Raw genomic sequence first — 8,355 nt, forward strand, 5'->3', positions numbered from 1 at the left:
TCTGCACTGCGGCGCGGGGCACGGGCGAGCGCAGGTTGTCGAGTAAGTAGCCGGGGTGATTGCGCGAGATGCGTAGCAGCGTGGCGATGGCCTCGGGGGTCGGGGTGGGACGGACGTCGGTGTCGGCTTCGCCTTCGGCGCCGCTCGACGACCGCGCGATACGCTCGGCGACGAGTTCGGAGAAGCGCGGGTCCGAGGTGTACTGCGCGATACCGATGCCTCGGGTAAACGGCAGGTAGCCGAGGTCGAGGTCGCGCGGGCGCCAGCCGAGCTGCGTGGTGTCGGCGGTGAGCACGATCGCCCCCGCGCCCATCGCCTCCGCGCGGGCGACGAAGCTGCGCACGAGGCCCGGGTCCTTCGGCCAGTAGAGCTGGAACCAGCGCGGGGCGTCGCCCATCGCGCGGGCCACCTCCTCCATGGGCTGTGAGCCCTGGCTCGACAAGATGTAGGGGACGCCGAGCGTCGCGGCGGCCTCGCCGACCGCGACGTCCGAATTCCGGTGTAAGAGTCCCGCGGCGCCGATCGGGGCGACGAGCAGCGGGGAGTCGAGGCGCTTGCCGAAGAGAGTGGTGCTCATGTCGGCGCCGGTGGTGTCGCGGAGCATCCGCGGGAGTATCTCGACGCGGTCGAGGGCCTCGCGGTTGGCCGAAACGGTCCGCTCCGCGCCCGCGCCACCGAAGACGTAGGCGCGCGCCCGCGGGCTCATCTCTTTGGTCGCCTTCTCTTCGAGCGCGCGCGGCGAGGTGGGAACGGCCGGGCGAAATCCCGAGACCCCGCGCCCGAAGACCGCCGACTGAACCGCCCGACCTGCACCGAGGAAACCCATAGGGACACGGTAGTGCGGAGTCTTCTGGCGCGGCGCTGGATTCTGCGGATCTCCTGGGCAAGGTGAGTGGTCGGAACCGTGGTGCCGCGCGATCACGGCAGCGCGAAGCCGGTGGGCGTGAAAAGATCGCTGACATCGGGAACCGGATCCAGAGGACGGACCGTCGTTATGCACATGAGGGCTAAAGTCGGCGCGTCCTGCGCCACGTCGGTGTTGTTGGGCTTGGCGGTCGGTGGCTGTGCTTTGGGGGATGACGGCGCGGTTTCCTCCCCCAGCGAGGCCGCCGTCGCCTCGAGCGGTGGCGGGGAGTCGCCGGGCGAGGAAGTCGATCCATGGACGCTCCCCATCGAGCAGCGTCCTGAGCTGTTCGATCCGTGTACGGAGATTTCGGCGGCGGACCTCGAAGCGGCGGGGATAGAGAGCCCAAGGGTTCGGCCAGACGCCGAGGTCCACCAAGCAACACCGCCCCTAGATCAATGTGGGTGGGAAAGCACAACCTCGCATATTAATCTGAGCACAATTTGGAATCACCCGTCCGAAATCGCTACTGACGCATCTGAGGCCGTTACACAGGTTCAGAATGTTGGAAGCTACAGGGCTTTTGATATTTCCCCGAAGAACACCAACTCATCGTTTCGATGCGGGCTTGGGGTAATAACCGTCGCCGGACTCTTCACAATCGACATAGTCGATCTTTCAGAAAATCCAGATCGCACCAGAGCATGTTCTAATGCGCGAACGTTAATGGAGAACCTTTCCTCCAAGCTTCCCTCGGAGGCTCTTGATGGCTGACATGGTAATATCTCCCGAGTCCGCGGGCACGCTTTCGAGCTACTGCTCGAGTTTTGTACAGGCCCTGGATGGTTTTTCATCTGATTCCGCCCCTTCTAGCCGCGCTGGCTCAACCGCAATATTTAGTTCAGCAGCTGCAACGGAGAAAAACTACGCTCAGTGCGAGAACACCTTTGTTCAAACCTTGCTCGCTGATTACCAGAACCAAGCCGCCGCAATGGGCGCACTGTTCCAGATCGCCGGCGGCACGCTGAGTGCCCAGGACGAGACTGCCGCCGCCGCGCTCAAGGCCGCCGCCGAGCCCGCACCCGTGATCAACGGACCGTCAGCGCTCATCGCCGGCATGTCGAGCATCGCCGCGTACGCGGACCCGGCCATCGCCGACACCGGCTTCGACTGGGTCGACGGCGAGGACGCCAGCGGCATGTCCCTGGAGACCATCAAGACCGGAGCCGAGAGCCTCTCCCCCGACTCGCTGCGCAGCACCGCGACCCGCCTCACCACCGCGTCACAAACTCTCGGCGACGCATCGGCCACCCTCCTGTCCAGCGTCCAGCAACACCTCGGCAGCTCGTGGACGGGTGAGTTCGCCGATACCGCGCTCGCCAACGTCTCCCAGTTCCACACCTCGGCGACCTCCCTCGCCTCCGATCTCGACACCGTAGCCAACCGCGCCAACGCCCTCGCCGACGGCTACGACTCGACCCGTACCCAGGTCGCCCAGCTCGCCGCCGGTGACGAGCCCACCGACAAGGCAGAGAAGGAGGCCGCACGAGAAAATGCCCAGCGGATCATCCACAGCGACTACAACCCGCACATCGAGCAAGCGAACCTCTCGGGCCTCAGCTTCACTCCCGCGCACCGTGTCGGCTCGGCCTCCGGCGGGACCACCGGCGTCAACCCCGTCGACCTGTGGAACGGCGACGTGCCGTCTGCCCACGGGGGCGGCGCAGGCGCGAGCTCCGGCACAGGGGTCGACGCGCCGACCATTGCAACCTCATCCTCTTCGACATCCAACGGCGCGGCGCCGAGCCCCAACGGCGGGACCGGAGCATCCGGCGGAGGCGCCGCGAGCGCCGGAACATCACCAACAACCTCGGGTGTGACCACCGGTGCAGGCGCTCTCCCCACCCCGATCCCGCCTATGACGGCGAACTCCGCCCCAACCCACGCCACCACCACTAGCTCCGGTGCACCGAACTTTTCTGCCTCGACATCGACTCCCGGTGCCCGTGGAAGCGGCGCATTTGCAGGCACGACCCCGCAGCAGAGAGGCAGCGCAGCGGCCGGAAGGGTTCCCGCCGGCGGGGCTGCTTCGGCCTCGGGGCGATCGCCAGCGGGCAGCAGCGCGTTCGCGCGCCCGAGCGCAGGAGGAAACTCACCGTTCGGCTCTGGCAGTTCCGGGATCGGCCGCGCGCCCGCGGGTTACGCGTCTGCGGGAGCTTCCTCGCCGTTCGGGACCGGCTCCGCTCGCGGCGGCAGCGCGGGAGGATCGGGCGTGCCCGGTTCCCCCGCAGCCGCCCGCATGGGGCTCGGCGCCCCCGGCGGGCTAGCCGGCGCGGCGGGCTCAGGAGCACCTGGCGGCAGCGGTTCCGGAGGCACGGCGAGTTCCGGGCGCGCAGGTGCGCCGATGATGGGCATGGCGCCCGGCGCGTCTGCCGGCCGTGGCGGAGATGGCCGGCACTCCCCTGCCGACTACCTCGCGCACCCGGCGAACTCGAGCGAGCTCGTCGGCTCCCTGCCCGGTGCAGTCCACCCCGTTCTTCGCGGCGGCCGTGCCCCAGAAACAAACTCGGACGTGCAGCTAGGCAGCGAACCGGGCAAGGAGGGCGCCACCTAAACAAGGCCCGCCCCAGCAAAGGAGGAACCGCAGCACCCATGTCCGAACGACATCAACAAAGGTAGAGCACCCGGAAACCCGGCGAAATCACAGACGGCGCGGACCGACCGAAGCCAGTCCGCGCCGTCCGAGGCAACAGCAGAGCGTCTACGCGCCGCCCGCAGCCACTACTCCCACTCGATGGTCCCCGGCGGCTTGCTCGTCACGTCGAGCACCACGCGGTTCACATCCGGGACCTCGTTGGTAATGCGGTTCGAGATCCTCGCGAGCGTCTCGTACGGCATGCGGGTCCAGTCGGCCGTCATCGCATCTTCCGAGGACACCGGGCGCAGCACGATGGGATGGCCGTAAGTGCGGCCGTCGCCCTGCACGCCCACCGAGCGCACATCGGCAAGGAGCACCACGGGGCACTGCCACACCTGGGCGTCGAGGCCGGCTGCCGTCATCTCCTCGCGAACAATCGCATCGGCCGCGCGCAGCGTTTCCAGCCGCTCGCGCGACACCGCGCCGACGATCCGGATGGCGAGGCCTGGGCCGGGGAACGGGTGGCGCCCCACGATCGACTCCGGCAGGCCGAGCTCGCGGCCCACCGCGCGAACCTCGTCCTTGAACAGCAGTCGCAGCGGCTCGACGAGCGAGAACTCGAGATCTTCGGGGAGCCCGCCGACGTTATGGTGGCTCTTGATGTTCGCAGTCCCAGTGCCGCCGCCGGACTCCACGACGTCCGGGTAGAGCGTGCCCTGCACGAGGTACTCGACCTTCGCACCGGACTCGGCCTCCGCGCCGAGCACCTCGGACACCGCGCCCTCGAAGGAACGGATGAACTCGCGGCCGATGATCTTGCGCTTCTCCTCGGGATCCGTGACCCCGTCGAGGAAGCCCAGGTACGTCTCGGCGTCGTCGCGGGTCACGAGCCGGGCGCCCGTCGACGCGACGAACTCCTGCTCGACCTGCTCCCGCTCGCCCGCGCGGAGCAGGCCGTGATCGACGAACACACACGTGAGCCGATCTCCGATCGCCCGCTGGACGAGCGCCGCGGCCACCGCGGAATCGACGCCGCCGGAAAGACCGCAGATCGCGCGCCCATCCCCGACCTGCGTGCGCACCGCATCGATGAGCTGCTCGGCGATATTCGCTGCCGTCCAGCTCGCCTCGAGCCCAGCCACGTCGGTGAGGAAGCGCGTGAGCACCTCCTGCCCGTGGGGCGAGTGGAGGACCTCGGGGTGGTACTGCACGCCGGCCATCTTGGCGGCGGTGTTCTCGAATGCGGCGACGGGGGCGCCGGCGGACGTCGCCGTCACCTCGAAGCCCTCCGGTGCCTGCTGCACCGAATCGCCGTGGCTCATCCACACGGGATGCGAGCCCGGGAGACCCGCGTGGAGGCTGCCGCCGCACACCTCGAGATCGGTGCGGCCGTACTCGCGCGAGCCGGTCTCCGCGACCTCACCGCCGAGCGCCTGGGCCATCACCTGGAAGCCGTAGCAGATGCCGAACACGGGCAGCCCGAGATCGAATATCGCGGGATCAACGCTCGGCGCGCCGTCGGCATACACCGAGGCGGGGCCGCCGGAGAGGACGAGCGCCACCGGGTTCTTCGCAGCGATCTCCGTGGCAGTCGCCGTGTGCGGCACGACCTCCGAATAAATCCGCGCCTCGCGGACGCGCCGCGCGATGAGCTGCGCGTACTGCGCGCCGAAATCGACCACCAGCACCGGTCGCGGCGCCGCGTGCGACACTGCGGCCTCCGCCTCCGACATCGCGCCGCTCCCGGAATCCCCGACGGGCTTGTTCACCGAATCACTCCCCGAATCAGTCACGCGCACAAGTGTAGACGGGGCCGCCCCGGGACCATTTCTGCGCCGCCCGCCCGCCGAGCCTCGGGCCCCGGCTAGCTGACGCCGACGATCGGCAGTCGCAGTGCTCCCGGAGCCGACTCAGGCACGACCGGGGCGTTCGGCTTGACCGGCGGGATACGCGTGTACCCCTCGGACTGCACCGGACGCGTATCGGTCTCGCCCTTGTTCGGCCACAGGGACATCGCTCGCTCGGCCTGCGCCGTGATCGACAGCGACGGGTTGACCCCGAGGTTCGCCGAGATGGCGGCGCCGTCCACGACGTGGAGGCTCGGGTAGTTCCACACGCGGTGGTACGGATCGATGACCCCGGAATCCTTCGAGTCCGAGATCGCGCAGCCGCCGAGGAAGTGTGCGGTGAGCGGGATGTTCGCCATCTCGCCCCACGTGCCGCCGGCGATGCCGCCGATCTCGTCGGCCATGAGCCGCGTCGCCTCGTTGCCCGCCGGGATCCACGTTGGGTTCGGCTCGCCGTGCCCCTGCTTCGACGAGACCATCTTGAACGGGCCGAACCTACGCACGAACGTCGTGAGCGAATTGTCGAGGTTCTGCATGACGAGGGCGATAACGGTCCGCTCCGACCATCGGCGCAAGTTGAGAAGCTTGAGCGGGAGGCTCGGCTGCTCACGGACGAGCTCGCCGAGCTGCTTCCAGCGTGATCGATCGCCATCGGTGAGACCGGTCTGGAGAAGAGCGATCGCGTTCGAACCGGGACCGTAGCGGACCGGCTCGATGTGCGTATCCGGCGAAGGATAGAAGGAGGACGTGATCGCGACGCCCTCGGAGTAGTTGTGCTCTGGGTCGACCTCGTCCGCCATGGCACCGAGGATCGCTTCGGAGTTGGTGCGAGTCAGCGAACCGAGGGAGTCCGTGAGACCGGGAAGCGCGCCGTCAGCCTTGCCGTAGTGCAGGAGATGCTGCGTGCCCCACGTACCCGCGGCGAGCACAACCTGTCCGGCGACGACCATGCGCCGCTGCTTGCCCCACTTCGTCCACGCACCGGTCCGCTCGAGCTGGACCTCCCACGTGCCGTCGGACCGCGGACGCAGGCCCTTGACGGTGGTGCGGTCCCAGATGCGCGCGCCGGCGTTCTCCGCGAGCCCGAGGTAGTTCTTGAGCAGCGTGTTCTTCGCACCGACCCGGCAACCGACCATGCAGTTGCCGCACTCGGTGCACACCGTGCGATTGGGGCCGACGCCGCCGAAGTACGGGTCCTCGACTGTCTCGCCCGCCGTGCCCTTCAGGCCGGCCTTCCGCCCGAAGAACACGCCGACCGGGGTCTTCCGGAAGGTCTCCGCAACGCCCATCTTCTTGGCCACCCGCCGAACGACGTCATCCGCAGGGGTATCCAGAGGGTTCTCCACCACTCCGAGCATGCGCCGCGCCTGGTCGTAGTACGGGGAGAGCTCCTCGTCCCAGTCCGTGATGTGCGCCCACTGCTTGTCCTCGAAGAACGCCGAGCCCGGCTTGTAGAGGGTGTTCGCGTAGTTGAGCGAGCCACCGCCGACGCCGGCGCCCGCGAGGACCATCACGTCCTTGAGCAGGTGGATGCGTTGCACGCCGAAGAGCTTGAGCTTTGGCGCCCACACGTACTTCGGCAGGTTCCACGAGGTCTTCGCCATCTCGTCGTCTTCGAAGCGACGGCCGGCTTCGACCACAGCGACCTTGTAGCCCTTCTCGGTGAGCCGAAGGGCGGACACGGATCCGCCGAAACCGGATCCCACGACGAGCACATCGACGTCGACGGGGCCGGACGGAGCGAGTTCGGAATCGGACACTTTTCCTCCTGGGCAGAAGAGGGCCGCCGGACTAAGTCGAGCGAGGGTTCGACAAATGGAGGCCTTTTGTAAAGACCCTACTACTCGGTAGGAACGGATCGAAGTGCGGGAGCCCCCCTCACCCGAGTGCGGGGTGGGGCGCCCCGGAGTCGGTGGTGCCTAGTTGGGCCGGACCGCGAGCTCGACCTTTTGGAAACCCTTGACGTCGGTGTAACCCGATTTCGCCATGGCGCGGCGCAGACCACCGATGAGATTGCGCGAGCCGAAGGGCTCGGAGGTCGGTCCGAGGACGACCTCCTCCATCGAGGCGGTCGCGTCTGCCACGGATTGGACGTCGCCGCGCGGGACGGACGGGTGCGCGGCCACGGACGGCCAGAAGGTACCGCGTCCCGGCGCTTCGTCCGCCTGCGCGAGGAGGCTGCCGAGCGCGACGGCGTCGGCGCCGCACGCGATGGCGCGGGTGATGTCGCCGGAGGAAGCGATGTCGCCGTCGGCGATCACGTGGACGTAGCGGCCGCCGGTCTCGTCGAGGTAATCGCGGCGCGCCGCGGCGGCATCGGCGATCGCGGTGGCCATCGCGACGTTCATTCCCAGCACCTCGCCGCTGGTCGAGACGAGCGGCACGTGCCCGAAGCCGACGATTACGCCGGCGGCGCCGGTGCGCATGAGGTGCAGAGCAGTCCGGTAGTCAACGACGCCGCCTGCGATGACCGGGATGTCGAGATTGCGGATGAACTCCTTGAGGTTGAGCGTTGGCCCGACCTGCTGTCCGTGGTTGTCCTCCTCGCCGACGTGCTCGGCGGAGATGATCGTGCCCTGCACGACGAGGATCTCCACTCCCGCCTTGATGAGCATCGGCGCGAGTTCCTCGGCATGCTGCGGCGACACACGGACGGCCACCGTGTGGCCCGACTCCCGCATCCGGCCCACGGCCGCCTCGAGGAGGTCGTGGCGGATCGGGGACTTGTGGAGCTCCTGCAGGTACGCCACGGCGCGGTCCGCGCGGGAGGGGTTGGAGACCTCCCAGCTCTCGGCGAGCTCGCGGACCCTCGCGATATCGGCCTCCGGGTCCTCGCGGCGCGCCCACAGGCCTTCGCCGTTGAGCACCGAGAGCCCGCCGAGCCGGGAGAACTCGGCGGCGGAGTCCGGAGACATCACCGCGTCCGAGGGATGCGCGATGAGCGGCATCTCGAACGTGTACGCGTCGATTTGCCAGGACGTCGAGACATGCTTCGACGAACGCGTCCTGCGGGCCGGAACGATGTC

Annotated in this window: 6 protein-coding genes; 2 read left to right on the forward strand and 4 right to left on the reverse strand. The window is 68.3% G+C overall.

Annotated elements, in window-relative coordinates; all coding sequences use genetic code 11:
• On the reverse strand, positions 1-826 hold an 826-nt coding region (locus tag V7E05_RS12860; RefSeq protein ID WP_333620040.1), incomplete at its 3' end, for an alpha-hydroxy-acid oxidizing protein.
• Positions 827-892: 66 nt separating this feature from the next.
• Here V7E05_RS12860 and V7E05_RS12865 point away from each other — a divergent pair.
• Positions 893-1,618: a DUF3558 family protein gene (locus V7E05_RS12865; RefSeq protein ID WP_333620041.1), complete on the forward strand. Its 726-nt coding sequence runs from the start codon at positions 893-895 to the stop codon at positions 1,616-1,618.
• Positions 1,619-1,835: 217 nt separating this feature from the next.
• Positions 1,836-3,458, forward strand: coding sequence for a WXG100 family type VII secretion target (locus V7E05_RS12870; RefSeq protein ID WP_333620042.1), 1,623 nt, complete (start codon positions 1,836-1,838; stop codon positions 3,456-3,458).
• Between the two features lie 167 nt (positions 3,459-3,625).
• On the opposite strand, the gene guaA is transcribed toward V7E05_RS12870, so the two are convergent.
• From guaA to V7E05_RS12885, 3 genes are all read right to left on the reverse strand, one after another.
• On the reverse strand, positions 3,626-5,215 hold the full coding sequence (guaA, locus tag V7E05_RS12875) for a glutamine-hydrolyzing GMP synthase (protein ID WP_333620045.1): 1,590 nt from the start codon (positions 5,213-5,215) through the stop codon (positions 3,626-3,628).
• A 131-nt stretch (positions 5,216-5,346) separates the two neighbouring features.
• Positions 5,347-7,089 carry a GMC family oxidoreductase gene (locus V7E05_RS12880; protein ID WP_333620043.1) on the reverse strand — a complete coding sequence of 581 codons (1,743 nt, stop codon included), beginning with the start codon at positions 7,087-7,089 and terminating at the stop codon, positions 5,347-5,349.
• Between the two features lie 159 nt (positions 7,090-7,248).
• Positions 7,249-8,355, reverse strand: a 1,107-nt coding sequence (locus tag V7E05_RS12885) for a GuaB3 family IMP dehydrogenase-related protein (protein ID WP_333620044.1), incomplete at its 5' end; no start/stop codon positions are given.

This window comes from Dietzia sp., assembly GCF_036741115.1.
Lineage (GTDB): Bacteria > Actinomycetota > Actinomycetes > Mycobacteriales > Mycobacteriaceae > Dietzia.